Source organism: Streptomyces sp. NRRL B-24484 (genome assembly GCF_000717715.1).
GTDB lineage: Bacteria > Actinomycetota > Actinomycetes > Streptomycetales > Streptomycetaceae > Kitasatospora.
This window is the reverse complement of the sequence record NZ_JOAI01000017.1, coordinates 48,863-75,008: the sequence shown is the minus strand read 5'-3', so window position 1 is coordinate 75,008 and position 26,146 is coordinate 48,863. Positions and strand designations below refer to the sequence as shown.

Below are 26,146 nucleotides of genomic sequence, written 5' to 3'. Positions count from 1 at the left end.
GGTCCGGTGGGGTCAGGCCTTCTTGACCACGCTCGACTTGAGCTGCATGGCGCCGAAGCCCTCGATCCGGCAGTCGATGTCGTGGCCGTCCACGCCGTCGACCAGGCGGATGTTGCGCACCTTGGTCCCGGCCTTGATGCCCGACGGGCTGCCCTTGATCTTCAGCGCCTTCACCACGGTCACGGTGTCGCCGTCGTGCAGCTCGTTCCCGACCGAGTCCCGCACGACCCGCCCGCCGGGGGCTTCCGTGCCCGTGTCGGAAGGGTCCCACTCGTGCCCGCACTCGGGGCAGACCAGCAGCGCGTCCATGGCGTACGTGTACTCGCCGGAGCACTTCGGGCACGGGGGCAGGTACTCGCTCATGGACCGGGTCTCTCCGTCGGATGCGGTGTCTCGGGGAAAAGGTGCGGGTCCACCGCACCCCCTGGCGCAGCGGACCCGCGTCGGCAGCGCCTCCGGGCGCCACCGAGAACATGAGTTTAGCAGTTTAGAATTTCTGCAAGTCGCAGCGGCTCGCCGTCGGCCGTCGGGCGGACCGGCGATCGTCCACCCCGGGGCTCAGCGCGGCAGCACCCAGGCGGGTGTCCACGTCGACGTCCCCGCCGCGGCTCGGCCGGGCGCCGCGGTGGCGAGATGGGCGCGCAGGGTCGCCAGCGCCGGGTGCGGGTTGTCGCGGTGCCAGAGCAGCGAGTGCGGGTAGACCGGCGTCGGGTCGGTGACCGGGATGCGGCGCAGCCCGTGGCCGGCCGGCCAGACCAGGCGGGTCTGCTCGCCCATGAAGGTGGCCAGCGCCGGGGTGTCGGCGATGGTGTCGAGCAGCGCGTCCGAGCCGAAGTTCGGGCCGGTCGCCTCGATGGTCAGGCCGAACTCGGCGGCCAGGTCCTCGTAGTACGCGGCCCACTCGGTGCCCGGCACCACGCCCGGCATCCAGATCCGGTGCTCCGCGAGACGGGCCAGCGGCACCGACCGGGCGCCCGCGAGCGCATGGGCGGGGCCGGTGAGGAGCTGCAGCGGCTCGTCGACGACCCGGACCGACGCGATGTCCGCCGGAAGCGGCCGGCCCGGTGCGGCGACCGCGCGGAAGGAGGCGTCGATCGCACCGGACCGGACGGCGGCGACCGCCGCCTCGATGTCGAACAGCATCACCACGTCCAGTTCGACCTCGGGGTGCGCACGGTGGAACCCCCGCATCAGACCCGACGCCGCCACGCGCGAGGCGATCACGTCGACCCGCAGCGGACGGCTGCCGCTGCGCACCGACGCGACCGCACGCTCCGCGACCCGGAGCAGCTCGCTCGCGTGGGGCAGGAACGCCTGTCCGTCGATGGTGAGCTCCGCACCGCGAGGGGTCCGGGTGAACAACCGCACGCCGAGGAGCCGCTCCAGCGCGGCGATGCGCTTGGACACGGCCTGCTGGGTCACCGCCAGCTCTGCGGCGGCCTCCTGGAACCGCCCCGCGTCGGCGGCGGCGACGAAGGTCCGGACGGCGTCGAGATCCATGAGACCACCCTAGGGTCACAACCACCGGTTGTGGCCCGGGCGCCCCGGGGTTGTTTGATCCCCGGCCACAGCACCCGCTTGGATGCAACCGATCACCGATCGGTTGTGCGCTGGCGTGGCGAGGGGCATCGGACATGAGGAGCGGGCACCGGCTCGGCCGGAGCTTCGGACGGCTCTGGGGAGCGTACGGGACGAGCGCGCTCGGCACCTGGCTCGCCTTCGGCGCCTTCCCGCTGATCGCCGTCCGGGTGCTGCACGCCGGACCGGCCGAGGTCGCCGCGCTCTCCTCGGTCGGGGCCGCGGTGGGCGCGCTGGCCGCCGTGCCGCTCGGCCCCTGGGTGGAGTTCCGCCGCAAACGGCCGGTGATGATCGCGACGGACCTCGTCCGGTGCGCGGCGCTCGCCACCATCCCCGCCGCGTTCGCGCTCGGCGCGCTCACCTTCGTCCAGCTCCTGCTCGTCTCGGTCGTCGTCGCGGCGGCCGACATCACCTTCCGCACCGCCTCCGGCGCCCACCTGAAGACGCTCCTGCCAGCCGAGGACCTGCTCCTCGCCAACGCCCGGTTCGAATCCACCGCCTGGACGGCCACGATCCTCGGACCACCACTGGGCGGCGCCGCGACCGGACTCCTCGGACCGGCCGCCACCGTCCTGGCCGACGCGGTCAGCTACCTGCTCTCCGCCCTCGGCATCCGCTCGATCGGCGGGAACGAGCCGCCGCCCGCACCCCGCCCCGCCGCCCGTCCCCGGGCCCGCGACCTGCTCGACGGCTGGCGGTACATCCTCGCCGACCCGACCCTGCGCCGCCTCTTCCTCAACACCGCCGTCTTCAACGGCCTGCTCATGGCCACCGAACCACTGCTCGCCGTCCTGATGCTCGGCCGACTCGGCTTCGCCCCCTGGCAGTACGGCCTCGCCTTCGCCGTCCCCTCGATCGGCGGCCTGCTCGGCGCCCGGCTGGCCCGACCGCTCGCCGCCCGGTACGGACAGCACCGCGTCCTGACCGCCGCCGGCACGCTGCGCGCGCTCTGGCCCGTCGCGCTGACCCTTGTGGGGCCGGGCACCGGCGGGCTGCTCCTGGTGATGGGCGTCGAGTTCGGACTCATCCTCTGCTGCGCCGTCTTCAACCCCGTCTGCGCCACCTACCGCCTCGAACGCACCGCGACCGACCGGACCGCCCGGACGCTCTCCGCCTGGTCGGTGACCAGCAAGGCCTCCACCGCGCTCCTCACCGCCGTCTGGGGCCTGCTGGGAGCCCTGCTCGGCCCGCGCACGGCCATCGCCCTCGTCGGCGTGCTCCTGCTGGCGACCTCGCTGCTGCTCCCGCGGCGCACCCCTGCCCCGCACCCCCGGCCCGAGCCGGCCCCGGCCACCGCAGGGGCCGGAGACTCCTGACCCGACCGGCTCCCGGTCCGCTCGGCACGACGGACCGGCGTGGAGCCCGACCCCGGACGGAGAGCGGGTCAGAAGCCCTCGGGACACCGGAGGGGCGCTCCCGTGGCCGGGTCGAGCCCGGCCTGCCAGCGGTCCTCCCGTCGCACCGTGTCGTGCTCCCTCCCGGTCCGCCGGCCCCGGAGGGGGCGGGCGGGCGGCCGGTCGCTGCGGTCAGGCGGGTGTGGGGCGGGTCCTGGCCAGCAGGGCGCGCAGGGGCGCGGTGTCGGGGGTGTCGGCGACGGCCGCGTCCAGGGCGTCGTCCAGGTGCTCCTCCCACACGTCGGGCAGGGTGACACCGGGCCGGCCCGCCCAGGCGATGTCCGGGGTGGTCTCCCCGGCGGCCGTGAGGTGCAGCTGCACCATGCCGGCCAGCGCGTCGAAGATCTTCGGCCGGACGAAGTTGCGGGCGGACACCCCGGTCAGCCGTCCGGCCTGCGGCGGCCTGGGGAAGCGGTCGGCGATCGTCGGCCACAGCAGGCCCCGGTCGAACGCGTCGAGGATCCCGTCGAGGCCCGGCAGCTCGTCCGGCGCCGCGCCCCCGGCGCTCCGGTCCGCCGCCTGCGGAGTGTCCGTGTCCGGGTCCGACGGGCGCAGCGCCCGCGCCGTGGCCACCCGCAGCGGCCGGGACCAGCCCTCGGAGTCGACGGCGGCGCGGGCCGTGACGAGGTCGTCCCAGCTCATCCGCGGCAGCCGCGCCGCCTCCTCCGACAGGGTGCACGCCTCCAGCGCGGTGAACAGGCGGTCCGGGTCGCGCAGCAGGGAGAGCGCGGCCGGTCCGTCTGCCGGTCCGCCGTCCGGTCGGCCGTCGATCTTGGCGGGCCGGAGGCCGCGCCGCCGCGGACCGAACGGTTCGCAGCGGCGGCGCGGCTCCTGCACCCGACGGGGGATCAGCGGTGGGCGGTGACCAGCGCCTCGATCTCGGGGACGAGCGCGGCAGGGGTGGGAAGCGCGTCGTTCTGGGCCCGCAGGTCGTCCGCGGAGGCCCGCAGCACCGGGTCGGCGACGAGACGGGCGAGCAGCTCGGTGTCGACGTCCTCGGAGGCGCTGCGCAGCGCGGCGCCGGTGGCGGTGAGGATGTCGGCGACGGTGAAGTTGTCGGCGCCCTGGGGGAGCAGCAGTTGGGGGACGCCGGCCTGCAGGGCGGTCAGCGAGCTGCCGGAACCGCCGTGGTGGACGACCGCGTCGCACACACGCAGCAGCTCCGCCAGCGGCACCCACGGCAGCGCGCGGACATTGGCCGGAAGGGGACCGAGGTGGGTGAGATCCGCGTCACCGACCGCGAGGAGGAAGTCGGCGTCGACCGCCGCGGCCGCCTCGGTCAGCCGGGTGATCGCCTGTAGGCCGTCGATCCGGGTGATCACCGTGCCCAGCGTCACGGCGACCTGCGGCCGCTCGCCGCGGCTGAGCAGGCCCGCGGGGACCGCGCCGCCGCCGTTGAACGGCACGTACCGCATCCGCAGACCGACCGGGTCTCCGCCGAGCGCGGCCGGGACGATGTTCAGGGGCGTGGTCTCCGCCGGGGCGGCCACACCGTGCCGCTCGTACACGTCGGTGAAGTGACCGGCCAGGCGCGCGGCCATGTCGAGGCCCGAGCTGAAGCCGAAGTTCTGCAGCGCCGCCGGGATCTTCAGCTGCGCGGCGACCAGCTGCGCCGAGGCCAGGCAGGAGTCGTGCACCAGGAGGTCGGCCCCCCAGGCCCGGGCGGTCTCCAACAGGTCGTCGACCGTGGCGCGCGAGGCGTGCGCGAAGGCGGCCGCACCCAGGTCGAGGATCTGGTCCTGGGTCAGGTCCGGCCGGGCGTAGCTCATCCCGTGGTCGGTGCTGACGGCCTGGAACGACTCCTGCAAGGGCTTGCCGTCGCCGATCTCGACCGTCGGGAAGCCGGCCACCGCGAGCTGCTCCAGCGGCTGCGGGACGGCGAAGAGTATGTCGTGGCCCGCGGCCCGCAGGGCCTGCGCGGTGGGCACCATCGGGTACAGGTGGCTCGGAGCTGCCGGGCCGGTGAAGAGGACGCGCACAATGTCTCCAGGCTGTTGCATCGGTCGGACGTCTCACGGGGGCCGCCCCCGGCCCCGCGCGTCCGCTGTGAACGGCTCGGCCCGGGTGTTCGGCCCCGCACCGATGAACTGACTGACCGTCAGTCCGTGTTCCCGCCACCGTCGACAATCGGACGTTCCGTGAACCGGCGACCGTCGGCCGCCACGTCGGCGACGGGGAGGCCGCCCCGGACCGCGGCGCCCCGCGGAGCATGGCCCTGCGCGCGATCCCGCTGCGGGAGTGCCGGACGGGCACCCCCCGAGCAGTAGGGGGCCGGGAGGTCCGTGCCCCGGGGCCGGAGGCCGGTCACTCCGGCTCTGCCACGGCGTCCTTCTGCAGCTGCACGGCGGCAAGGAGGCTCAGCTTGGGCTCCGCCCGACGCAGCGCCCGCACCGCGGCGACCGAATCGATCGCACCCGTGAAGCCGGCGGCGGCCAGCCTGGAACGGACCCAGCGGGCGCGGACCTGGCCCTCGGTCGCGGCGGCGGTGGACGCCACCAGCGCGGCGGCACGCTCCAGGCCGGGGCGCTCCTCGGGCGAGGCTTCGGCCAGCGCCCGCTCCAGGGCCGCCGCGATCGAGTCGGCGTCCCGGATGAGCAGGACGACGTTGTGCTTGGTGTTCACTCCGAGGAATCCAGTCATGCTGATCATCGTGCGGGGCCTTGGCCGTGTACAGCAAGAAACTTGAGGAACCGCAGAGCTTCGACCGGAATGACGCACCGTCACTGCCACAGATCGGCAGTGCTGGTCACGAACGGCAGGCGGCGGTGCCGCGGACGGGGGCCGCCCGTGTTCAGGCGGTCGTCGGGCGGGCCGGTCGGCCGAAGCGGACCGGGACGCCGGGGGAGTGGAGGACGCTCACCGGCGGGCCGGCGGGGGAGGGCAGGCCGGCGGCGGCGATCAGGTCGTCCTCGCAGTGGAGGAGCTCCGCGCGGTGCAGCGGCCAACGCGGGTGGACGTTGGGCAGGTACAGCGTCCGGCCGAAGAACGCGCTGTGCATGCCCCAACGGGCCGTCAGGAAGTGGTCGAGGTCCGTCGGCCGGTCGATCCGCTCGCCGATCCGGACCGCGATCCGGCTGTGCGCTCCGCGCGGACCCGGCCAGCGCCGCCTGCTGGTGTAGTGGACGGTGTCCGCATCGCGGTGGATCGCCATCCGGGCCCAGGTGTAGGGCAGCCGGAACACCGTACGGGCGACGACCACCGGCAGCAGCCGCGAGGCCTCCAGCGAACGGAACACCACGCCGCGCTGTCCGTGCCCGTCCACCGAGTAGAGCCGCACGTTGGTCTCCGGGAAGGTGCCGAAGTACGGGACGCCCGGCAGGCCGAGCCAGCCCACCCGGTACATCCGGAAGGCCACCAGACCGACGTAGGTGAGCCCGTCGAGCGTGTCCGGCACGGTCCCGGCCGGCAGCAGCGGTGCCACGTCCGCGGGGTCGGCCGCCCAGTGCAGGAAGGACAGGTCGAGCCAGGACTGCGTCAGCAGGGTGTCCGGCACCTCGCGCACCGGATCGGCCGTGACCGGCTCCGCAGGGACAGGGACGGGCGACATCCCCTCAGCGTCGCACGCCCCCGTCCCGAGCGCCACGGCACGGCCCCGACGACCGCCCCGCCCGACGGGCGAACCCTTCGAGCGGGACCTGCCCCCGGAGCCCGGCGCCGGGCTCCACGATCCCCGGACCGCACGCTCCCCGACTTTTCATCAGGCCACGGCTCCCGGAGCACCGTCACCCGGGCGCGTCCTGGGGAACGGCCGTCAGTGCGGACAGCACCTCCGGGTTCGAGACCAGCGCCTCGAGGTCCGCCAGTGTCATCGGCTTGGACGGCAGCTGCTCCTCGCCCTCGCCCTGCGGCGGTGCGACCAGCGGCAGCGTCCCCATCCCGGCGATCCGGCCGTCCCGGGTGACCAGGCTGAACCGGGTGAGCGAGTACGGCGTGGACCAGTACAGCCAGCCGGTCGACCCGTCCGAGAGCGTCCGGAACGCACAGTCGGTCGCATAGACCGGCCGGCCGCCCTGCGGCTCGCACGGCGACGGCTCGCGGGTGCCCGGCGCCACGGGATTGCCCATGATCGTCGCCACCGCGGTGAACCCGCCGTCGGCGCGGACCAGCCGGAAGGTGGTCGGGCCGGCGCCGGGCAGCACGCCGGTGTACCCGGCCGGCAGGTGCGCGGCGAGCGCGGCCTGCAGACGGGCCTGCACCTCGTCCAACCGGTCCATGCCGTAGACCGAGGGCCGTGGCGTGGCCGGCCGGCCGTCCGCCGGCCCGATCCCCACCAGGTCCCGCAGCCCCGCCGTCGCCGAACCCGGCACGGCCAACGCCGCCGCGAACGCCAGCACCGGGACCGCCGCCAGCACCGTCGCGCCCAGAGCGAGCCGCCGCCGGGCCCGCAGCCGCCGACCGCCGGCCCGCACGGCCGTCAGCTCCACGGGCTGCTCCGGCTCCGGCTGGTCCAGCACCGCCCGGAACACCTCCGCCGCCATCCGGCGGTCGGGGTCGTCCCCACCGTGCTTCATGCCCGATCCCTCCCTCTCCCCACGCATCCCCGACCTCGCCCGTCCACCCGCTCACCCATCGGCCCGTCCAGCCGTCCGCGCACCCGTCCGCGCCGCCGTCCCTTCACGCCCCGGCGATCTCGTGCACCGAGTCGCCGAGGATCTTCCGCAGCTGCGCCAGCCCGCGATGGGCGTCCGACCGCACCGCGCCGCTGCTCCGCTTGAGGATCGCGGCGCACTCCTCGATGCTCTGGTCCTCCCAGTAGCGCAGCACCAGGACCGCCCGGTAGCCCGGCGTCACCTGGGCGAGCGCCGCCAGCAGCGCCAGCCGCCGGTCCGGATCGGTGCCCACCGCGGCCGTCTCCGGCGGTTCGGCACTGGCCACCTCGCCGGCCGAGCGGCGCCGCCGCCCGTCCACGAAGGTGCGCACCAGCGTCGTGCGGGCGTAGCCCCCGGCGGCGTCCGGGTCGTGCAGCCGGGGCCAGCGTGCGTACACCTTGATCAGGGTCGACTGCACCAGGTCCTCGGCCAGGTGCCAGTCGCCGCACAGCAGGTACGCGGTACGGCGCAGCGCCCCGTACCGACCCGCGGCGAACTGTTCGAACAACCTCTCGCGCTCCGGCGACATCCGTGCCCGGCCCCCTGTTCCGTCGTCCGTGCCGAGTTGCCCGCGGGGCGGTGGTGCCCCGCGTCGACTTCCACACGCGTCGGGGTGCCGGAAATGTTGCGTCCCGGCCGAACATCGTTGCGGACGAGTCGATGACGGCACGTTTGCGCCGGGTGCCGTGGGTGCGCAATGCCCTTCAGCGGCAGCGCTGTTGACGGGAACGGCGGACCGCCCGGACCATCCGGGCCGACCGCACCGGGACCGGGGGCGGCGGGTCAGAGCACCAGGTCGTCGTGGTCGTCGAAGATCCAGCCGTCCTCGTACAGCACCTCGAACAGGTGCCCGTCGGGATCGGTGAAGTACCCGCTGTGCCCCCAGGCGTTCGGTCCGGCCGGGCGGGTGACGGTGGCACCCAGCTCGGCGGCCCGGGCCATGACCCGGTACACCTCCTCGGCGCTGCGGGCCACGTACGCCAGGGCGAAGCCGGCGAAACCGCCCGGCCCCCGGTCGGGCAGACCGGCGTCCGCCGCGAAGGCCTCCCGGGACTGGAACGCGACCGCCACCCCGCCCAGTTCGAACAGCGCGAACTCCTCCGAGCCGGCCTCCGACCGTCGCCAGCCCAGCGCCCGGTAGAACGCGACCGAGGCGGCCACGTCGCGCACACCGAGCAGGATCAGGTTGAGCCGCTGCCGCATGTCTTCCTCCCAGGAGTCCGGCGCCCGGCCCGCGATCCTGCCACCTGCCACCGACACCGCCCGACCGGCCCGGTGACGGGGTCGACCGTTCGTGACCCGACGGCCCGCCCGCCTCCCGGCCGGGCCGGCCTCCGGAGGGACCCGACCCGCTCCGGCCGTGCTACCAGGCCACCCCCAGGGCCTCCAACTGCCCGAGCTGCTCGGCCGTGAGCTTCTCCCGCCGCGCCTTCGTGTTGTTGAGCCAGGTGCCCAGCGACGTCCCGCCCTCCTTGTGGGCCCTGGGAACCCGCGCATGCCCCTCCCGCTCCACGAACGCCGCCAGCGCGGCCAGCCCCTGGGCGAAGCGGTCCGCGCGGGAGGTCCTCGGCTTCGCCTCCGCCGCCGCCTTCGCCGCGACGAGCCCCGGGTCCGGCTCGACGCCGATCGCCGCCAACAGGTCCTGCTGGTCAGCCTCCAGGCCGGGCCGGCCGGCCCGCTGCGCCACGATCCAGCGGCCGAGCTGCTCACCCTCGAACACGGTCTCCGGCGGCAGCGCGGCCCAGTCCACCCGGCCGTCCGCCGCCAACCACCACATCCGCGCAGTCGCGTAGCCGCGCTGCCAGACGACCGGCCAGGACGGGCACCAGAACGGGTCGATCTCCTCCAACGCCCGGCGCCGGCCCGGAGCGAGCGCTCCCGGCTCACCCTCGGGCAGCTGCGCGGCGGAGCGCAGCTCGGCGAGCCACGTCCCGATCGCGTACCCGCCGACCGAGGCACGCGCCGGCGCCGCGAGGCTGCCGCCGTGCTCCTTCGCCCACACCCGCGCCCAGTCGAGACCCGCCTCGAACCGCGCGTCGGACACGGACCAGACCATGCCCAGCGCATCCAGCATCTCCACCCGGTGCGGCGCCAACTCGCCCGCGGCGTTCTCACCGCGCCGGTCGGACAGCCACTTCCCCAGCGGGAAGGACCCGTCCCGCCCGGCCGTCGCGGAGTAGGGGACGTCGAGCGCACCCGTCTCCCGGAACCAGCGCCGGGCGTGGCCGATCCCCTCCCGCCAGAACTGGTTCTCCCCCGTCAGCACCCGCGAGGCGACGAACAGCGCGAGCACGTCCTCGTCCACCCGGCTCCGGAACCGCACCGGCAGCACGAACGCACCCGCGCCCGCACCCGTCCCGCCGGCGTCCGACCCGCCCGCACCGGGCAGCCCCACGGCCTCCGCCCCCGGCCCGGCCGTCCACCGACCCGACCGCTGCGGCACCGCCAGGGCCTCCACCACCCGCGCGTCGTGACTGCGCAGTGCGGTCAGGACCTTGACCAGCGGACCGTAGGAGTCCGACGCCAGCAGGTCCCCGGGCTCCTCGCCCGGCCCGAGGAAGACCGGCACGATCAGCGACGCGGTCTTGCCCTCACCGGGCTGCATGCGCAGCGCACGGCCGATCGCCTGGACGACGTCCACCATGCTGCCCCGGCCCTGGAGGAGCACCGAATCCGCGTTCGGCATGTCGACGCCCTCGCCGAGGACCCTGCAGTTCGACACGATCCGGTGCCGCAGCCCGTCGTCCTCCTCGCCCGCCCCGAACCCGCCGATGACCTCGCGGCGGAAGTCCACGTCGTGCTCGCCGGACAGCCACTGCGACCAGAACTCGGCCGGGTACGTCCGCGGGTCCCCGGCGTGCAGCTTCTCGACCGTCTGGTTCAGCGTCTCGGCGAAGTACCGGGCCTCGATCGTGCGGGTGTGGAAGGTGATGCACCGCTGCAGCCCCCGCTCCACCACGGTCTTCACCAGCCCGGCCTGGACCGCCGCCACGTGCGCCACCGGCACCTCGTCCTCGCTGCCGTCCTCGGCCTCACCGGCACCCGCCCCCCACGGCACGCCCTGCCGTGCAGCACCGGTGCGGTCGCCGAGCGGGTCGCGCAACTCCAGGACGACGACCTCGAACGGCGCCAGGAGCTTGCGGTCGATGGCCTCGGCCAGACCCAGGGAGTAGACCTGCGGGCCGAAGACGCGCTGGTCGTCCATGGACACCGCCAGCTCCTCCGGCAGCGGTTGCCGGGCGTCCTCACGCCGCCGCACCGCCGCACCCGGCGGCGCCCAGATCCGCGGAGTCGCCGTCATGTACAGCCGCCGCTCGGCCGGGACCTCCGCCTGCTCGTGCACCACCGTCCAGGACTTCTCCACGCTGCCCGAGGAACGGTGCGCCTCGTCGCAGACCATCAGCGCCAGCGGCGGCAGCGGCTCGCCCCGGTGCTGCGCCCAGTGGGCGTAGCCGTCCGCGACCGCGCCCACCGAGGCGTACGTGGCGAACAGCGTGGTCGGCCGGCGGCGGGCGGCCGCGCGCTGCAGCCACAGGCCGATCATCAGCGGACTGGTCGTCGCGGTCACCCCGAACGGCAGCTCCGAGTCGGCCAGCGAACAGACGGCGTGCATCTCCCCGGAACGGCCGGCGGCCCGCCACGAACCGACCGTCTGCACCAGCAGGTCCAGCGTCGGCACCACCACCAGCACCGTCCCGTGCGGCGCCAGCCGCTGCCCCGCCGCCGCACCGACGTACGACTTCCCGGACCCGGTGGCCATCTGCACCGTCACCCGCAGTCCACCCGGCGGGACCGGCTGCCCGGGACGGGGCGTCAGACCCCGTACGACGGCACGGAGCGCCTCCTCCTGGTGACCCCGCAGCGTGATCGCGCCACGCGCCGGTTCCGTTGCTCGCACTGCGCGGTCTCCTCGCTCGGTCCGGGGGAGCGGGCACACGTCGACTCCCGCACCTCCCGGCGCTCGGCACCCTTCGGCCCTCCCACAGCCTCCCACGCCGCACCCCGGCGCGGGCCCGACGCCGACCCACGCGCCGACGGTGCCTCCGGGGCGGGCGGCCCGGTCCCCGCTCCCGTGATCAACTCCATGGACGGGGGCAGTGCCGCGCCGCTAGGTTCATCCCGCCCCAGCACCTGTCACCTGCACCTCTCCCCGCAGGTGACGAGCCCCGCGACCCCCTCCGGACGGACCACCATGCACTCCCAAGAACCCGGCGCCGCACCCGAGCCCGTGACGCCCGCGGTGCGCGACCCGCGCAGGCCCGCCGCCGTCGCGCAGGCCGCGATCTGGGCCGAACTGCTGGCACTGGCCGCGGTGATGGCAGTCGGCGGCAAGGCCGGCGAGGACCTCCCGGCGGCCGTGCCGATCATGACGCTGCTCGGCGCGGTCGCACTGGTGGCGGTGATCTGCTGGCTCCGCCGCTGCCGACACAACGCGGAGGCGTTCGCCCCGGGCACCCACCGGTACAGCCCGGGCTTCGCGATCGGCGGGTGGTTCGTCCCGGTGGCCATGCTGTGGATCCCGCGCCGGGTCACGCTCGACGTCCGCCGCGCCGGCGGACCCGTCGGCCGCGCCTGGCTGGTCGAGGCCTGGTGGTGGACCCGACTGGCCAAGGTCGCCGTGGCACTGGTCTGCGCCCGGTCCCTGCCGAACCCGATGTTCTCCCCGTACGTCGCACTGCTCACCGCCGCCTCCGGGATCATGCTGTCACTCGTGATCCGGGAGATCACCACCGCCCAGGTCGGGCGGATCACGGCGCGACCGACCGAAACCGCACCGCTCGCGGCGGTCTGAGGACAACGGCCGTCACACGGCGCGGGGGCTCTCGGAGCCGTCGGCTGAAGGGCGATCAGATAGTCGGCGCGAGCAGTCGGCCAGCCTCGGAGACCAGCGCGTCGCACACGAGCTTCGACTGCTGACGTCGATGTTCGACATCTGCGAGACTTTCGGCCTCCCGGATCGCGAAGGTCGCCTCGACGGCGCGCTCGGCAGCCCCCGCCAACGCTGGACACATGATCCGCAGGGTGACGCTCGGGCCCGTCACCGCGCTGCGGGTCTGGTGAACAACCGCGGTGTAATGCTCGTCCGCCACAGCGACGTCACCCCCCGAGGCGATGACCCGGGCCCTCCCCCTGACGCGGACCAACTGGGCTCGGCGATGGTCGTCGAGGGCTGCCACGAGTGCCGTCACCGTGGTCAGAACCTCTTGGCGACGGGCCTTGTCGTCGGCCACCGACTGCGTGGCACGGGAGGTGCGTCCGTGCATCCATCCTGCCAGCACCGTCCCGGCGAGCGTGCCGGCCACTGCCACCACACTCGTGCCGACCGTGGCCCATGTGCCGATGTCCATCAACAGGTCCCCTTCGTGGCTTCACGACCCACTCCTCACGTGTCGAGCAGCTGTGCGGGGCGCTGGTGAGAGTGTTTCCGACCTGCCTTGTTCTGAGACCTCATCAGGCATAAACGGGAAACGGGAAACCCATCTGATCCCCGCCTCTGCAGCTTGATCGCATGCCAGGATTCACACGGAACCGAGGAGGGACCCGCGGCCGACCGTGACAACGGTGGGTATGCGGGCCTCCGCAACCGGGAAACGGGGAGGGCATGCAGACGTCCATGGCGCCGTTGAACGAGTTCGGCCCGGAACTCCGAAAACGGCGGATCGCCGCAGGTCTCACGCTCACCCGCCTTGCTGGGCTCCTCAACTACAGCAAAGGCCACCTGAGCAAGATCGAACGCGGCGAGAAGGCCCCGCCGCCCGAACTCGCCCGCCGTTGCGACGCGCAGCTCGGCGCCGGTGGCGAACTCGAGCGGCTCCTGCAGGCGGGGCACAGCCGCAAGGCCCGCATCGCCGAACGCACCAGGACCGAACCAGCGGAGGAGCCACCGCTCCGGGGTCGGTACGGCGGCCCGCCCGGAGGCCTCAGGCGGCGGCAACTGCTCGCGGCAGGCGCATCATCCCTGTTCGGCGGCGAACTCGCTGCCTCCCTGCAGTCGTTAGCCACGGGCACGACCAGTGGTAAGGACGTGGCGGCGGAGTCCGCTCCGGTCGAGATCTTCCGGGCCCAGTTCGACCAGATGCGTCGCCTCGGCCAGACCAGCGCCCCCAGCACCCTGCTTCCCCTGCTCACCGTTCAGACCGAGACACTCGGCCGGCTCGCTGTCCAAGCCGACGCCGTGAACCGCAACCGGCTGTTCCTGCTCGCGGCCCGCTTCGCCGAGTACGCGGGCTGGATGGCCCAGGAGGCCGGCGACAACTCCTCGGTACTCGTGTGGACCGCCCGGGCCGTCGAGCTCGCGGAGGTGGGCAGCGACCGTCATCTCGCCTCGTATGCCCTGGTTCGGCGCGCTCTGGTCGCGCTCTACGCGGGCGACGCGGCCGCGACCGTACAGATCGTCGGGCCGGCGCAGGCCAGCAGCCTGCCGCCCCGGATCAGAGGTCTCGCCGCCCAGCGCGAAGCCCAGGGCCACGCCCTTGCCGGGGACCATCACGCCTGTATGCGCAGCCTCGACCGGGCCCGGGAACTGCTGGCCAGGGCCGATGCGGAGGACGCGGTCGGCACACCTGTTCTCGGCACCACCACGCTGGCGGACCCGGCAGCCATGGTGACCGGCTGGTGCCTGTACGACCTCGGCCATGCTGCCCGGGCCGCTGAAGTCCTCGACCGTGAGTGCCTGAGGCTTCCGTCGGACGCGGTCCGCAGCAGCGCCCGGTACGGCCTTCGGCGCGCCCTCGCGCACGCCGCCGCCGGAGAACCGGAGCGCGCCTGCGACATCGCGTCCGACCATCTGCCGCTCGTTCCGGAGCTGCAGTCGGCCACCATCCAGGCCGACGTCCGACGGCTCGCCCGCGAACTCCGCCGGTCACACGCCAACCGGAGCGTACTGAACCTCCAACCCCTGCTGGCCGCAGCGCTGCATCCGTAGACCGCCGGCCCGGCCGCCCCCCCCGCCCCCAACCCACGGGAGTCGTGAACCGCCATGCCCGACATCTTCGTCAACTACCGCACCAAGGACGAGGACTCCACCGCCACCCTGATCGAGAGGGACCTCTCCCGGCGTTTCGGCACGGATCGCGTCTTCCGTGCCAGCAAGTCCATCAGGATCGGCCAGGCCTTCCCGCAGGAGCTCCTGACCGCCGTCCGTCGCAGCAGCGTCCTCCTCGCCGTCATCGGCCCGCGCTGGTTCACGGCCCGAAACGCGGACGGACGGCGTGCGCTCGACGACCCGGAGGACTGGACCCGCAGGGAGATCGACGAGGCGTTCCAGAGCGGAGCCCTGGTCGTGCCGGTCCTCGTCGGGGCCGCCACACGACTCGACCGACACGCTCTGCCGGCGGGGATCGCTCGGCTCGCCGACTGCCAGTACCGCCGCTTCGTCAACCGCGACGCGGACTCCTGCCTCAGGCGCCTCGGCGACGACCTTGCCGAGGCGATCCCACACCTTGCGGAAGCGGAAGCGAGGATCAGCCGCCCGGCCGGTGGCACCGACGAGTCCCGGGAGGAGGACGGCCGGGGCGACGGGACCGTCGTGCGGGCGCGGGACTACCGGCACGAGCAGAGCGGGGGCATCGGCAACGTGGGGCGCGACGTCGGCACGTACATCAACCGGGCCGACGGGCCGGTGCACACCGGAAGCGGCACGCAGAACAACACCGTCCGCCAGGGCGGCGTCGAGTTCCACGGTGACGGCAACAGCTACGTCGAGCGCGGCAGTGTGAGCAACCAATTCCACGGGAAGCGCGGCCGCGACGGACGGCAGCGGTGACCGACCCCGGGCACGCGACGTGGATCGGCAGCGCCGCAGGACAGACGCACACGGGCAACGGAGCGCAGAACAACTACTACATCTTCGCGGCGGAGAAGCTCGTGCGTGGTGGCGCCGATCCGTTGCGCATGGCGGCCGACGGACGTCTGTGGCTCAGCCGTCGCTTTGCGAATCCACCTGGATACGGCGAGGCGGCGAGGCGGCTGGAGGGGCCCGGCACGGCCGTTCTGGTCTCGGGCCCGCCCGGCACCGGCCGCCGTACCACCGGCGTCGTTCTCCTGCACCGCACGGGTGGGCGGGACGCCCCGTTCCGCGAGGTGGCGCTGGACGACCGGGAGGACGAGCCTGCCGATCTGGCGCCGGGCGAGCGCGTCCTGATCGACCTGTCCAGCGTGTCCGAGTCGGAGTTCGTCGCTGCCCAGGTCCTGGTTCAGTCGTACTGGGACAAGGTCGAGCGGTTCGGCGGCCGGCTCGCGGTGGTATTGCCCGAGGACCGCGAGCACCTGCTGCAGGCGGACCTCCGCCAGATGTTGGTGCGGATCGGCCGACCCGACGGCCGCGCGGTTCTCGCACAACACCTGCGCTGGGCCGACGTCGAGGTGTCGCACACGGAATTACGCCGCTCGGCCCTCGGCCCGCTCCTTGACCGCTCCCCCATGCGGGAACTGCAGCGACTGGCCGAGCTGGTGGTCGAGGCACGACCACGAGGAGGCGGCTTCGAGGCCTGGGCCGAGCAGGCCGTCCTCGCTCTTCGGGAGCGGGGCCACGAGGTGGCCCGACAGATCGCCGCCCTGACCGACGGGCGTCAGCGGGCGCTGTTGTTCACGGCGGCGATGCTGGACGAGGCACCCGTGGATGCGGTGTTCCGACTCTCCACCGAGCTGCTGACGAAACTCGGCCACCCCGACGACGAGCGGCCTCGGCTCGACCAGCCCGATCTGACCCAGCGCTTGCAGGAGCTGGGCGTCAAGGTGACCGAGGGACGGATCCGTTTCGAAGCGCTGGCGTACGCCCCGGCCGTCCGATCCCACTTCTGGCTCTACTACCCGGACCTGTGCCCCGCTTTCGGGACCTGGGTGGCGGACACCGTCACGGGGTCGGACCGGCTGGACCGCACCGAGCGCCGGAAGCTCGTCGGCCGGTTCACCGAGCAGGCACTGCAGGCCGGCGACGTCCGCGTCCTGACCGACCTGGTCGAGTCCTGGGCCAAGGAGACCCGCTTGCTTCCCGAGGCGCTGGCGGTGCTCGACCAAGGGCTCAGGGGCGAGCGATCGGGAGCAGCCTTCCGGAGGAAGATCTATGACTGGTCGACGTCCCCCCGTGTGCAGCCGAACCTTGCACGAGGCCTCGCTCGCATCTGTGTCGATGTGATGGCGCCGCACCACCCCGACCAGGCGCTGGTCCGCCTGCACCAGCTCGCACGGAGGGAACCCGGACACGTTCAGCCCCATGCCCGGAGCTCCCTCCTCGAACTGGCTCGCACGCAAGAGCGGCTGTACGACCGGCTGCTCACCCGTGTGCGCGAGGGAATGGAGGGGCCGGACCGGTGGCCTCGAGACGTCACGATCTTCCTGGCGCTGGTGAATCCACCCCCGCCCGACGTCCGACGCGAGCAGCTGGTCAGGGGATGGCGCGCGGCCCTGTCGGCGGCGCCGTCCGAGGAGTGGGCGTCCGGGATCGAGGCGTGGCTCTCGGCCGCCCGGACGGAGCGGGACGGGGGTGAGCGGCTGACGGGCGTCCTCATCGAGGCTGCCGACGGTGGGACCCAGGTGCTCAGCCGCTACTACCTCTTGGCATGCCGCTGGGCGGCCGAACCGGACGACACCGTCGGTCGGACGAGCCGAGCCGATGTAGCGGCGCGATTCTGCCGAGAGATCGACCGCGCGCAGGGAATCGAACCGCTGGACCTGGCCTCCGCCGGGGCGACCGAGGGGAGCTGCACATGAAGGGAACGGGAAAGGCACCGCTCGTCGGGCTGGCCCTCCTGGCCGGTCTGATGACCGTCGTTCTCGGCAGATCGGCAGGGTGGCCGCTCTGGCTGTGGGTGGTGCCGGCGGCCGTCTCCGTCGTGCTGGCGATCCTGCTCGCGTCGGCGCGGTCTCCCGATCCGGAGCCTGAGCCGGCAGCGCCGGACCCGGACGAGCCGCAGTGGGAGGAGACCCGGGTGGACGATGTCGCCCTCCCGAGCAGGGTGCCGGACTACGACTTCCGCTTCTCGGCGACCGTGTGGTGGCGTCCGATCCCGAACGCGACCGGGCTGGTGCACGCAGACCCGGCCAGCCTGGCGATCGAGACGGTACTGAGCAGGGCCCGCGAGGTGACCGAGCGTGAGGTCCCGGAACGACTCGATCTGGTGATGCACAGGCTGAACGGCGTGCTCGGCACGCAGGTCCCGGATGCGTCGAGGCTGGTGGAAGCCATGGGCGGTCGGGTCGATCTCAGGCTGTCGGAGGAAGACCGGAGCCGGCTCGGAAAACTGGCCGAGGTGCGCAAGACCGAGGAGGTTTGGGAACACGAGCGGCGGTACGAGCAGAGCAAGCGGGCCTATCTGGGCGACGACGTCCTGAAGTCGCCCGGCAGTGCGGTGGTGTGGTGGTTGGCCCGCCACGACGACAAGGTCACTGAGGCGGTGGACCTGATCGGCCCGCTGGCGCAGCTCTCGGCGGCGGCCAACGACGAGCCGGTGGACGACCTGTACAAACACCTGGTCCCGCAACCGGCGGCGCAAGCGATCCCGTTCCTGGAGGGTGTGGCACCCTGTCGTCGCCGTGGCGACGAACCGGACGGTGGCATTGATGCAGGTCCGTGGGATCACCCGCCGACGGGCCCGACCGGTCCGACCAGGGGACCGCTGGTGATCGGTCCGCTCAACCAGTTGTTGGACGACGTCGAATTGGCTAGGGAATCCCCCGAGCGGGCGGTCTACGCCCACCGGGTGGCGGCGTTCACCGACGCCATGGGCCGGCCGGATCAGGCCCGACTGATCCGGGAGGGACTGCTGAGCGACGGGCACCCGGCTCCCGGATCAGTACCCGGCCAGCAGCGGATCAACGGGCAGCCGGACGAGGAGCCCGGCGTGCGAGGGAACGCAACGCGATGAACAGGCCGTCACCCGCGGCCGGCCGGGCCGGTCTCCGACGATCCGGCTGCGTGCCCCGCAGAGGCGCCGACTCCAACCCGGTACTGCTGGACGAAGTCGGGACTGTCGGTACCATCGGCTGCGCAGTCGGACGGCCAGGGCCGTCTGCCGTGGTCCGGCTCCTCAGGTCGCGTGCAGCATTTCGCGGAGCCAGGCGCCGGTGACGGTGAAGGCGGCGACGGCCAGGGCGATGGCGACCGTTGCCTCGGTCCGGCCTGTGAGGTGCCAGCCGGCCAGGGCGCCGACGGCGCCGAGGGCGGTGCCCGCGGCGGCGCAGCGAAGTTGCCAGCCGCGGGGGAGCGGGGCGTCGGTCACGGGCGGGGGGTCGGGAGCGTCGGTCCAGCCGCGGGGTTCGCGGGAGCGCAGGCGCCCGGTGGGGACGAGTGAGGTGCCGTCGGGCAGCACCAGGACGACGCGTCCCCCGAGTCGCCGCTGGTGGACGGTGACGCGGGCGCCACCGGCGGCGTCGCTCCCGGCTGCGGCGCGCAGGGCCGCCTCCGCGGGGCCCGACATGACCGGTTGCCACCCCTCGCGCGGCCGTCCCGACGCCAGCTGCCACTGGACGTGAACCACCGGCCGGGAGGACCGCCCGGTCGGGGCCAGGCCGACCCGGGCGCGCCCCTGCCGTGCGGGGGCGCGTCGGGTGACGAGGTGGAGTGCCGCCCTGGTCGTCCAGAACAGGCACAGGGCGATGCCCCCGACCACCGCCAGGACCAGGGGCACCAGGTCCTCGTCCCGCCGGTCGGCGAGGTCCTCGGCTGCGGCCGGCAGGGCGCTGGGCGACGGTGCGGCGGGGTCGTAGTGCAGCGGGTAGTTGTCGCCCGGGCGGTAGCGGTCGGTGTCCGTGAGCGGGAACCGCTGACGGTGCCGGACGCCTCCGGCGTCGGTCCAGGCCACCAGGACGGTCGCCCCGCGGCCGGCGTCGACCCGCTCCACCCGGCCGACGGCGTCGGCGCCGGCCCGGGCCCGCGCGTCGTCCAGGTCGGCCAGCCGCAGCCCGAACACCACCGCGACCGCGGCGCACAGGGCCAGCCCCGCCGCCAGCAGGCCGAACCCGGCCCGAACCTCCACCCGCAGGCCTGCCACCGGTGCCTCCCCGACTTGCGTCCGAGAAGTGTGCACGACCCAATTTCTCGCCCCGCTCCCGGGGGGGGCAGCCTGCGCGCCTGCCTCGGCCGCAGGCCATGCGGGTGCGGGGGTCTCAGGGCGTCCGGTCGGCGTTCCGCTTCCTGGGGGCGCGCTGGGCCGTAATCATGACAGCGAGGCCGGTGAGCAGCATCGCGGTGCCCGAGAGGGCACCCCACTGCCGGGTGCCGGGGGTGTCGATCACGAACACGAAGAACAGTTGCCAGCACAGCGCGAAGGCCGTCACCAACTGGCCCCAGCCGTGGCGGCGCGGAGCGTGGATGTGGCGCCGGTTCATCGGCAGCACCCAGCCGCGGCTGACCGCCGCCACACCGGAAGCGGCGATGAGCAGGGCCACCAGGAGCACGGGCACGGACAGGTAGAGCTTCACGGTTCCGTTCTTCCACCCCCGGTCACGCGCCGAAGGGCAGCGCGATCATGGCACCCGGCGAGCCGGGCGTCCATCCCCGGCCGGTCGTACGTGCCGGGTGCAGGGTGCCGGGTACCGGCGCGGCCCCGGCCGTGGACCGGTTGCTGCCGTTCAGGGAGACTGGCCTGCGCCGGCCATGACAGGCCGTCGGGTCATGGAAGTACGGGGGACGGGTCATCGCACACCATCACATGCGCCGGGTGTGGCCGACTGCGCTGCTCGGCGCGGCGGTCCTCGCCGGCTGTTCGACCGCGACGGGCACCGCCGGTGGCGTCGGCCCGTCCGCCACGGTCACCGCGTCGAAGCGTCCGCTGCCGGCCGACGCCATCGTTCCGGTGGCGGGGGCCGACCTGTGCGCGCTGCTGGGGCCGGCCTTCCTGGACCGGTACGCACCGGGTCACACCTCGGACGCCTCGCGGTCGGCCGCGCAGGTCCGTCCCGAGGACCGGGTGCTGCGCACGGAACGGGGCGGCACCGGCCCGCAGCTGAGCTCGGCCGGGTGCCAGGTCAGTACCGAGAACGGGCCGGGCGGTCTCGGAGTCTCCTTCACCCGCGCGTTGCCGGGGCCGTACACCAGCATGTCGCCGGAGCGGCGGTGCGCCCTGGTCGCCGAGGACCGGCACGACCGGGAGTCCGCCGAGACCTCGTCCTCGGCACCCGGCTTCACCTTCGAGGACATGCCCGCGCTCGGCCCCGGCGGCTTCCGCCAGGTCGAGACCAGGGACGGAAGGGTCCAGTTGGCCAGGGTCCAGGGCTGCCACGGCACCGACTGGGTCATGCTCTCGATCGTTCCCGGCCCGCAGAGCGACGGCAGCAAGGCCGCGAACGACGCGGTTGCGGCCCTGCAGGACATCTACCGTCGCCTGGGCGACGTCTGAGGCCCGCCGCATCCCGGACCCGCCGGCCCCGTGCGCGGTCGCGGGGGCCCTGCGGGAGGGCCGCGTCCCGGGTCGGTGATCCGGACCGGTTGACTTCGCGTGCACTCCAAGATCCACACTTCCTGCCGGGGGCCGTCGTCGGCGGCTCCGGAGGGAGGATCGGTATGGAGTACCGCACGATCGGCACCGACCCGCGGACCCGCCGGGAGGTGAGCGTCCTGAGCCTCGGCGCGATGTTGATGGGGACGCTGACGGACGAGGAGACCTCGTTCGCCGTGCTGGACCGCTTCGTCGAGGCGGGTGGCACGTTCATCGACACGTCCAACAACTACGCGTACTGGATCGACGGGAGTCAGGGCGGTGCGAGCGAGGAGGTCCTCGGCCGCTGGCGCCGCAGCCGGGGCGTGACGGACGAAGTGGTGATCGCGACGAAGGTCGGCGCTCGCCCGCTCGCGCCGGGCACCGGCTACGTGGAGAACGGGGAGGGCCTGTCGGCCGGGACCATCCGGGAGCAGTGCGAACGGAGTCGGGAACGGCTGGGGGTCGAGAAACTGGACCTGCTGTACGCGCACATCGAGGATGCCACGGTGCCCCTGGCGGAGACGGTCGCGGCGTTCGGTGTGCTGGTGAACGAGGGAGCGGTGGGACTGCTGGGTGTCAGCAACCACTGGAGCTGGCGGGTGGAACGGGCCCGCAGCCTCGCGGCGGCCGCAGGGCTGCCGGGGTACGAGGTGCTGCAGTACGGCCACAGCTACTTCCGGCGGCGGGCCGATCTGCCCGGGGCGCTCGGCCCCGACGGTGATCAGGGCGTGGTCGCGGGCGACCTGCTCGGCTACGTCCGCGAGGACCCCTCGCTGACGCTGGTGGCGTACTCGCCGCTGCTCGGCGGCGGGTACGTGCGGGCCGACAAGCCGCTCGGCCCGGCCTTCGACCACGCGGGCACCCGGGCCCGGCGGGCCGCGCTGACGGAGGTTGCGGCCGAGTGCGGGGCCACCGTCAACCAGGTGGTGCTCGCGTGGCTGATCGGCGGTGAGGTGCCCGTCGTGCCCCTGGTCGGAGCCTCCTCGGTGGCCCAGTTGGAGGAGAGCCTGGCGGCCGTCGACCTCACACTGACGGCCGACCAGCGGGCCCGGCTCGACGCGGCCCACTGACCGACGGTCCCGAGCCGTCCGTGGCCGCGGAACCGCGGAAAGGGCTCCCCCGGGGCGGCGGGGAAACCGGCTGCGGGCGCGGACCGGGCGCGGCTAGCCTGGCGGTCCTTGCGGACCGAAAGGGGGGCGCGGTGCTGGTCATGCCCGGTCGGCGGACGTCGACGATGGAGTTGCTGGCCGTTGAGGCAGCGGGACGGGGGATGGAGGTCCGGACAGCGGAGGACCTCGGCCCGGTGACGGGTCCGGCGCACTGGTACGGCGGGCCGATCGCGGGTGCCCGACTGGCCGGCGAGCTCGGGTTCGCCCTGCTCGAACCGGACGACGACTGGCTCGCCCGGCTGCCGGAGGAGTTCACCGGCCGTCGGATCCGGTCGGCCACCGCCGTGGACGCGTGGGCGCTCGACCGGCCGACGTTCGTCAAACCGCCGCGCGACAAGTCCTTCCCGGCCGACGTCTACGCCGACGGCTCCCGCCTGCCCGCGGACCTGGACCCGGCAACACCGGTGCTGCTCTCGGAGGTGGTGACCTTCGCGGCCGAGTACCGGCTGTTCCTGCTGGACGGGCGGATCGCCACGGCGAGCCGGTACGCCGTGTTCGGCCGGCCGGACCCGCGCCCACTGCCCCTGGACGGGACGGACGGCGCGGACGGGGGCGCCGCCGCGGAGATCGCGGAGTTCGTCGACCAGTTGATCGCCACGGCCGGCGACACCCTGCCGAGCGCCGTCGTCCTGGACGTCGGGCAACTGCTCGACCCGTACCTCCCGGGCCACCGCTGGGCCGTGGTGGAGGCGAACATGGCGTGGTTCTCCCACGCGTACGCCGCCGACCCGGGCCGCGTGCTGGACGTGGTGCTGCGCGCGGCGGGTCCGCGCGAGCGGGTACGTCCGGCGGACCTGGCGTTCGTGCGCGGCTGACGGCCGGGCGGCACCCGCTGCGGGACGCCGCTGCCCCGTCTCGGACGGCACACCCGCGGCCCCCGCGCCCGGGTCTGCGGGGCGGCGGCCTCACGCCGTGCAGGGGAAGGCGGAGAGCGTGTACGTCACGAACGCCTCCTCGCCGACGGCGCCCTTCTCGGCCGTGTCCATCAGCTCGAACGCCGGGTCCGCGACGAGGGCGGGGTACGGGGCGGCCGTGGCGGGTGTCTTGCCGATCATCCTGCGCTCGATGTCGTAGAGGAATTCCTCCTTGGTCACGCGCCCGTCCTGGTGGTCCCTTCCGTGTGGGTGGTGCCGGTGCGGAGAACTCTTCCGGCCCGACCGGAGTGATCACCGGTGCCACAGTCACGACGGGGCCCTGTCCACCCGACGGGGTGCGGGGTGACGGCCCACCGGTGGTCGAGGGGGTGGTGCCTGGGGGCCTCGCACCCGGCCCGGTGCCCGGACCGCCGTGCCCGGACCGCCGTGCCCGGGAACGCGGTGCTCCGTACGGCCGGTGCGGCCGTACGGAGCGGGTTCGCCGGGCGGTCGGGGGGGGTCAGTCCTTGCCGGGGGTCGCGAGGATGCAGAGCAGGGAGCAGGCCACCGCCGAGGAGGGCGCGGTGGTGGTGGGGGCCGTGCCCGGCGGCGAGTTCGCGGGGACGAAGCTCGCCGAGGCGGTGTTCTTCAGCGGCAGTGCCACCAGCAGGGAGTCGCAGTAGACCGCGCGGCTGGTCCCGGCCGCCAGGGCGAAGGTGCCGGCGGCCTGCCTGCAGGAGGGCGTGACCGCGTCGTTGACGGTCACCGCGGCGGCGTCGACCGGGCCGGCGTTGGTGACGGTGATCCGCCAGTGCGCGTGCCCGAGCAGGCCCAGCAGACCGACGGGGCTGGTCTTGGCCCAGGGGCCCGGGCCGCCCGGTCCGCAGTCGTGCGGGTTCCCGGAGCCGCAGATCTCCTTCTCGACGCTCACCCGGGGCTGGCAGCCGGCGCCGGGGACGACGGCGGTGGTGACGGTGTTGGAGGTGAGGGCACCGGTCGCGTCGGTGCCGGTCGCCGTGTTGGTGACGGACGCGGTCGCGCAGTCGGCCGTGACCGTGGTGCGGAAGCAGATCTGCGGGGCGTCGCCCTGGTACTCGACGACCAGCGCGGGGTGGTTGTCGGTGCCGAAGTCCGCGGTGGAGGTGAGCACCAGCTGCGCCGTGACGGTGATCGCCGGGTGCGCGGTCGTTGAGACGCCGGACAGGTCGACCGTGCCGTCCGCGGCGAGGGCCGGGGCGGCGACGGGCGTGCCGTCGGGGTCCGTGACGAGGGCGCGGGACGCCGCCAGGTCGACGTGCGAGAGGTCGATGTCGGTCAGCCGTGCCCGGGTGTAGCCCTGGACGTGGCCGGTGGCGCCGTCGCAGTAGAAGTCGGCGGGCTTGAGGGTGACGGCCGCGCCGCTGTGGACGCACGGGGTGGCACCGGACGCCGGGTCCAGGGAGAACAGGACGCCGGCGTCGCCGAGGCCGATCAGGCAGCGGGTCGTGGCGTCGTACGCGTAGCCGTAGTCACGGGTGGCTCCGCCGTTGACGCCCGGGTGGGACGCGGGCATCGGGAACCCCGCGCACGGTGCGGCGGTCGTCCAGTCGTGGCAGACCGTCGCCCCGGCCACGGAGCCGCCCCAGACGGGGAAGTAGCTGCGCGTCCCGGTGTCCGTGGTGACCGTCTCGGGGTTGAAGGTCAGCACGCTGCCGGCCAGCGACGCGAGGGTGGCGGGCGCGGCGTGCGCGGAGCCGTCGAGGCCGTAGCAGGTGGTCAGGACGTGGGCGCCGCCGACGGTGCTGGTGCAGACGCCGTCCGGGTGCCCGGCGGTGTCGTAGGAGGTGTAGGCGTCGTAGGTGTAGTAGCCGGCGTTCGGCCCGGCGGGGTGCGGGGACTCCCAGCCCGCGCAGACCGCCCTGGTGGCCGTGTCGAAGCAGCCGAGCGCGGGCGGTCCGGAGGCCGTGGAGCCGCTGCTCTGCGGCGAGGAGGAGGCGAAGACCTTGTCGCCCACCACCGTCAGCGCGCCGAGGTAGAGGGCGCCCGGGGTGCTCGGCAGGTCGTGGTTGGCGGCGACGACCGGCGCGAAGGGCTGCCCGGCGCACGGGGTGCGGTCGGCCAGCGAGAGGCACAGCACCTCACCGGTGGTCGCGACGCCGTAGACGCTGTCGCCGGCCCGGACCAGACCGGCCAGGCTGTTGGCGCGGCTCGGCGTTCCGCCGGTGTTCTCCAGGGCGACGAAGCCGCAGTTGGCCTGCGCGGCGAGGTCCAGGCAGCCGACGCCGACCGCGGTGGCGGTGACGGCGGGGTAGAGCACCTGGCCCGGATGCTGCGGGTCGAGCACGTACTGCGGGGTCAGCGGGCTGCCGATGTCGCCGGCGGCACCGCTGCCGAGCGGACCGGCCGTGGTGTTCAGCGGCCGCGGCCAGGGACCGCCGGTGCACGGCTGTCCGGTGGACAGGCTGCTGCAGACCGCCTGCGGGGCGGTGCGCGCGGCGTGGTGGTAGATGTTCCACGACTGGACCTCGCCGGACGCCGTCCGGTACAGGATCGGCGTGAACCCGTCGCCGCCGGTGGACTGCGGGGTCGGCCGGACGGGCGCCAGCAGCGGGGCGGCGAGGCTCGTCCCGGTGCCCCGGACCGTCGCGTTCTCCGCGCGGACCGCGGTCGTCGCGGTGCCCGGGTCGGTCGTGGCGAAGCTGCTGCCGTCGGTGGACCACGACGGCGTCCAGCCGGGCGGGACGCGCAGCGAACCGGGGACGTACGTCTGGGCCGTGCCCGCCCCGGTGATCGGGTCGGTGACGGTGGCCGCGGAGCCGGCGGCCGTCACGGCGCCGTCGTACCGGACGGTCCAGTTGACGGTGTCCCCGTGGTCGGCAGCGGCCGCACCGGGGTGGGTGACGTTCTGGGCGCTCTTCACCAGCGCGGACGCGGTGGAGCTGTCGTTCTCGGCCGCTCCGGCGGCACCGGGAGCGGTGGCTCCCAGCCCGAACAGGAGGAGGGCCGAGGAGAGAGCGGCGGCCGTGACGGCTCGCAGCGGACGGATCGGATGGGGCGGACGCGGGCTTCTCAGCACTGGTTTCTCCACCTCGGATCAGCGGCGGCCTGACGGAAGGTCAGGTTGGGCCGTTGATCAGGCTAAGTCGGTGGAAGAAATGTGAAGGG

Annotated in this window: 24 protein-coding genes; 9 read left to right on the top strand and 15 right to left on the bottom strand. The window is 73.9% G+C overall.

The features are described from left to right. Positions 1–12: 12 nt before the first annotated feature. Entirely contained in the window at positions 13–363 is a 351-nt protein-coding gene (locus IE98_RS0117200; RefSeq protein ID WP_030269828.1) for a zinc ribbon domain-containing protein YjdM, read from the bottom strand. A 195-nt stretch (positions 364–558) separates the two neighbouring features. Next, positions 559–1,500 (bottom strand): LysR family transcriptional regulator, encoded by a 942-nt coding sequence (locus IE98_RS0117195; protein WP_030269827.1) that lies wholly within the window; start codon positions 1,498–1,500, stop codon positions 559–561. 134 nt (positions 1,501–1,634) lie between these two features. Here IE98_RS0117195 and IE98_RS0117190 point away from each other — a divergent pair, with 134 nt between their 5' ends. Then, positions 1,635–2,894 (top strand): MFS transporter, encoded by a 1,260-nt coding sequence (locus IE98_RS0117190; protein ID WP_030269826.1) that lies wholly within the window; start codon positions 1,635–1,637, stop codon positions 2,892–2,894. 210 nt (positions 2,895–3,104) lie between these two features. Here the strand turns inward: IE98_RS0117190 and IE98_RS0117185 are convergent, their stop codons facing one another. The 8 genes from IE98_RS0117185 to IE98_RS0117150 form a co-directional block, all read right to left on the bottom strand. Further along, positions 3,105–3,809, bottom strand: a complete 705-nt coding sequence (locus IE98_RS0117185; RefSeq protein ID WP_030269824.1) for a hypothetical protein — start codon at positions 3,807–3,809, stop codon at positions 3,105–3,107. A gap of 11 nt (positions 3,810–3,820) precedes the next feature. Then, positions 3,821–4,951 carry a nucleotide disphospho-sugar-binding domain-containing protein gene (locus IE98_RS0117180; RefSeq protein ID WP_030269822.1) on the bottom strand — a complete coding sequence of 377 codons (1,131 nt, stop codon included), beginning with the start codon at positions 4,949–4,951 and terminating at the stop codon, positions 3,821–3,823. Between the two features lie 325 nt (positions 4,952–5,276). Beyond that, positions 5,277–5,612, bottom strand: coding sequence for a hypothetical protein (locus IE98_RS0117175; protein ID WP_030269820.1), 336 nt, complete (start codon positions 5,610–5,612; stop codon positions 5,277–5,279). Between the two features lie 151 nt (positions 5,613–5,763). Beyond that, positions 5,764–6,519, bottom strand: coding sequence for a YqjF family protein (locus IE98_RS0117170; RefSeq protein WP_030269819.1), 756 nt, complete (start codon positions 6,517–6,519; stop codon positions 5,764–5,766). A 175-nt stretch (positions 6,520–6,694) separates the two neighbouring features. After that, positions 6,695–7,483: a hypothetical protein gene (locus IE98_RS0117165; RefSeq protein WP_030269817.1), complete on the bottom strand. Its 789-nt coding sequence runs from the start codon at positions 7,481–7,483 to the stop codon at positions 6,695–6,697. Between the two features lie 103 nt (positions 7,484–7,586). Beyond that, positions 7,587–8,069, bottom strand: a complete 483-nt coding sequence (locus IE98_RS0117160) for a SigE family RNA polymerase sigma factor (RefSeq protein ID WP_324605778.1) — start codon at positions 8,067–8,069, stop codon at positions 7,587–7,589. 275 nt (positions 8,070–8,344) lie between these two features. Continuing rightward, positions 8,345–8,764, bottom strand: a complete 420-nt coding sequence (locus tag IE98_RS0117155; protein ID WP_030269813.1) for a VOC family protein — start codon at positions 8,762–8,764, stop codon at positions 8,345–8,347. A 160-nt stretch (positions 8,765–8,924) separates the two neighbouring features. After that, complete coding sequence (locus IE98_RS0117150) at positions 8,925–11,459, bottom strand: DEAD/DEAH box helicase (protein ID WP_030269811.1); 2,535 nt, start codon at positions 11,457–11,459, stop codon at positions 8,925–8,927. Positions 11,460–11,753: 294 nt separating this feature from the next. Here IE98_RS0117150 and IE98_RS44705 point away from each other — a divergent pair, with 294 nt between their 5' ends. Then, entirely contained in the window at positions 11,754–12,353 is a 600-nt protein-coding gene (locus tag IE98_RS44705; RefSeq protein WP_030269809.1) for a DUF4328 domain-containing protein, read from the top strand. Between the two features lie 55 nt (positions 12,354–12,408). Here IE98_RS44705 and IE98_RS0117140 read toward each other — a convergent pair whose 3' ends face one another. Then, complete coding sequence (locus IE98_RS0117140; RefSeq protein WP_052390623.1) at positions 12,409–12,909, bottom strand: hypothetical protein; 501 nt, start codon at positions 12,907–12,909, stop codon at positions 12,409–12,411. Positions 12,910–13,163: 254 nt separating this feature from the next. On the opposite strand from IE98_RS0117140, the gene IE98_RS0117135 reads away from it, so the two are divergent. The 4 genes from IE98_RS0117135 to IE98_RS0117120 are packed head-to-tail and all read left to right on the top strand — an operon-like array spanning position 13,164 to position 18,426. Then, on the top strand, positions 13,164–14,486 hold the full coding sequence (locus IE98_RS0117135; protein ID WP_234443574.1) for a helix-turn-helix domain-containing protein: 1,323 nt from the start codon (positions 13,164–13,166) through the stop codon (positions 14,484–14,486). Positions 14,487–14,540: 54 nt separating this feature from the next. Continuing rightward, positions 14,541–15,326 carry a toll/interleukin-1 receptor domain-containing protein gene (locus tag IE98_RS0117130; RefSeq protein ID WP_030269803.1) on the top strand — a complete coding sequence of 262 codons (786 nt, stop codon included), beginning with the start codon at positions 14,541–14,543 and terminating at the stop codon, positions 15,324–15,326. After that, positions 15,323–17,272 (top strand): hypothetical protein, encoded by a 1,950-nt coding sequence (locus IE98_RS0117125; protein ID WP_052390622.1) that lies wholly within the window; start codon positions 15,323–15,325, stop codon positions 17,270–17,272. Before IE98_RS0117130 ends, IE98_RS0117125 begins: the two co-directional genes overlap by 4 nt. Next, on the top strand, positions 17,269–18,426 hold the full coding sequence (locus tag IE98_RS0117120; protein WP_052390621.1) for a hypothetical protein: 1,158 nt from the start codon (positions 17,269–17,271) through the stop codon (positions 18,424–18,426). The genes IE98_RS0117125 and IE98_RS0117120 overlap by 4 nt, the downstream gene beginning before the upstream one ends. A 162-nt stretch (positions 18,427–18,588) precedes the next feature. Here the strand turns inward: IE98_RS0117120 and IE98_RS0117115 are convergent, their stop codons facing one another. Further along, positions 18,589–19,551 carry a DUF3592 domain-containing protein gene (locus IE98_RS0117115; protein WP_030269797.1) on the bottom strand — a complete coding sequence of 321 codons (963 nt, stop codon included), beginning with the start codon at positions 19,549–19,551 and terminating at the stop codon, positions 18,589–18,591. 115 nt (positions 19,552–19,666) lie between these two features. Then, positions 19,667–19,981 carry a hypothetical protein gene (locus IE98_RS0117110; RefSeq protein WP_030269795.1) on the bottom strand — a complete coding sequence of 105 codons (315 nt, stop codon included), beginning with the start codon at positions 19,979–19,981 and terminating at the stop codon, positions 19,667–19,669. Between the two features lie 239 nt (positions 19,982–20,220). Between IE98_RS0117110 and IE98_RS0117105 the strand changes: the two genes are divergently transcribed. The 3 genes from IE98_RS0117105 to IE98_RS0117095 all read left to right on the top strand — a co-directional run bounded on the left by IE98_RS0117105 (position 20,221) and on the right by IE98_RS0117095 (position 22,963). Then, positions 20,221–20,898, top strand: a complete 678-nt coding sequence (locus IE98_RS0117105) for a hypothetical protein (protein WP_234443573.1) — start codon at positions 20,221–20,223, stop codon at positions 20,896–20,898. Positions 20,899–21,062: 164 nt separating this feature from the next. Continuing rightward, positions 21,063–22,049 (top strand): aldo/keto reductase, encoded by a 987-nt coding sequence (locus IE98_RS0117100; protein WP_030269792.1) that lies wholly within the window; start codon positions 21,063–21,065, stop codon positions 22,047–22,049. Between the two features lie 164 nt (positions 22,050–22,213). Continuing rightward, positions 22,214–22,963 carry an ATP-grasp domain-containing protein gene (locus tag IE98_RS0117095; RefSeq protein ID WP_052390620.1) on the top strand — a complete coding sequence of 250 codons (750 nt, stop codon included), beginning with the start codon at positions 22,214–22,216 and terminating at the stop codon, positions 22,961–22,963. 90 nt (positions 22,964–23,053) lie between these two features. On the opposite strand, the gene IE98_RS0117090 is transcribed toward IE98_RS0117095, so the two are convergent. Together IE98_RS0117090 and IE98_RS0117085 are read right to left on the bottom strand one after the other, a co-directional pair. Continuing rightward, the gene (locus tag IE98_RS0117090; protein WP_030269789.1) at positions 23,054–23,242 is read right to left on the bottom strand and encodes a hypothetical protein; all 189 of its coding nucleotides are present in this window, start codon (positions 23,240–23,242) and stop codon (positions 23,054–23,056) included. Between the two features lie 280 nt (positions 23,243–23,522). Continuing rightward, positions 23,523–26,057 carry a DUF7617 domain-containing protein gene (locus tag IE98_RS0117085; RefSeq protein ID WP_078661081.1) on the bottom strand — a complete coding sequence of 845 codons (2,535 nt, stop codon included), beginning with the start codon at positions 26,055–26,057 and terminating at the stop codon, positions 23,523–23,525. Positions 26,058–26,146 lie beyond the last annotated feature (89 nt).